Origin of the sequence: Methylobacterium sp. J-072, assembly GCF_022829425.1 — a bacterium.
Taxonomy (GTDB): Bacteria; Pseudomonadota; Alphaproteobacteria; order Rhizobiales; family Beijerinckiaceae; genus Methylobacterium.
The window spans coordinates 1-1415 of record NZ_JAKSYK010000129.1; the positions used below are offsets into that span (position 1 = coordinate 1).

General features: G+C 63.0%; 2 protein-coding genes and 1 pseudogene. 1 reads left to right on the plus strand and 2 read right to left on the minus strand.

Going from position 1 to position 1415, the window contains the following annotated elements:
• Both MKK67_RS14855 and MKK67_RS14860 read right to left on the minus strand, forming a co-directional pair.
• Nucleotides 1-218: pseudogene (locus MKK67_RS14855) on the minus strand (porin family protein); the annotation flags it as partial.
• 122 nt (nt 219-340) lie between these two features.
• Nucleotides 341-862 carry a MucR family transcriptional regulator gene (locus tag MKK67_RS14860; protein WP_243965820.1) on the minus strand — a complete coding sequence of 174 codons (522 nt, stop codon included), beginning with the start codon at nt 860-862 and terminating at the stop codon, nt 341-343.
• A gap of 151 nt (nt 863-1013) precedes the next feature.
• On the opposite strand from MKK67_RS14860, the gene MKK67_RS14865 reads away from it, so the two are divergent.
• Nucleotides 1014-1250, plus strand: a complete 237-nt coding sequence (locus tag MKK67_RS14865; protein ID WP_243965821.1) for a hypothetical protein — start codon at nt 1014-1016, stop codon at nt 1248-1250.
• The last annotated feature ends 165 nt before the right edge of the window (nt 1251-1415 follow it).

Consider the following 1415-nt stretch of genomic DNA (forward strand, 5'->3'; position numbering starts at 1 on the left):
GTCAGGCCGACACCGCCCGGCACGACGAAGGTCGAGTTGTTGGAGCGGCTGCTGGCGTCGAAGGCGTAGCCGGCGTTGATACCGAAGTAGGCGCCGGTCCAGGTGAACACCGGGACGGGGGTGAACACCGGCGGCGGGGCGCGACGCGGCAGGTCGGCAGCCGAAGCGGCAGCGGTGAAGGCGGTAAATGCGGCCAACGAGGCCAGAAGCTTCTTCATGACTGTAATTTCCCCATCTAGATGCCCGATCGGGGGCTAAGGTAGCTGGTTCTCCACAGCCAAGCTGTATCGCGCGCGCCACACTTGTGGCGGGAGTAGGGCACGCGCGAGAAAAACTCGATCTACGCCTCAGCGCCTTCCTTGGCCTTCCGCGGCCGCCCAGCAGCGCGCTTCGGCTTGTCGGAGACGGTCTCAGCAAGCTCAGCAGCCTTCGGAGCCACTTTCCTGCGCTGCTGGCCAAGCCCGAGGCTCTTGGCGAGCGCTGAGCGCTTCTCGGAGTAGCTGGCGGCGGTCATCGGGTAGTCGCGCGGGAGGCCCCACTTCTCGCGGTAGGCCTCGGGGGTGAGCCCCTTGATCGTCAGGTGGCGGCGGAGGGTCTTGTACCGCTTGCCATCCTCGAAGCTGATCAGGGCGTCCTGCGTGATCGACTTCCGCACCTGCGCAGAGGTGAGCTTCTCGGCCGCTGGAGCGGCTGTGGCAGCCCCATTGCTGAGCCCAGCCAGCGCGGAGTGAACCGTGGCAAGCAGGTCCGGCATGTCGCCGGGTCGGACAGAATTTTTCGACACGTAGGCCGAGACGAGGTCGGCTGTCAGCTCGATGAAATCGACGGCCGGAGCCTCGATCGTCTCTATGTCTTGATCCACGATGCACCTGTGCTTGAGAACTAAAGCACATTCTGTTACTGGCATCCAAAATGCAATACATCAAGGCGAAAGATTTCATTCGCTGTTGGTGATATTTACGATGATGCATTCTCCGGGCCTGGAACACACAGCGCGCCTAATCGCGGAGAACGTGGCATCGGCCGTCGAGCGTGATCTGGATAAGGGAGCACTCCATCCGCTGATGCGCGAGGCCCTGGTGGTCGAGCTACTGCGGGCATTGCTCCCGGCCATGCCAACCCAGTCCGGCGCAGCCTTAGCTGAAGCTTGCAACCGCTGCCTCAGCCACTTCGCGGGCTTCCAGCCGCCGGTCCCTCAGATTGAGGCGGTCGATCTGGATGATGGCTCGGTGACGATGCGTCAGGGGTAGGCGCCCTCACTGGGCCTAGGCCGCACCACACTCTGGCCGGATCAGCCTGCGGGAGAACTGGTTTAGCGATCTCACCGTTTGATCGGTAGGCGACCTACGATCGAGCCTGCAGCATCGCGCACGACCATCGTCCATCGCTGGTCCAAATCGATGCCGATCGCCTCA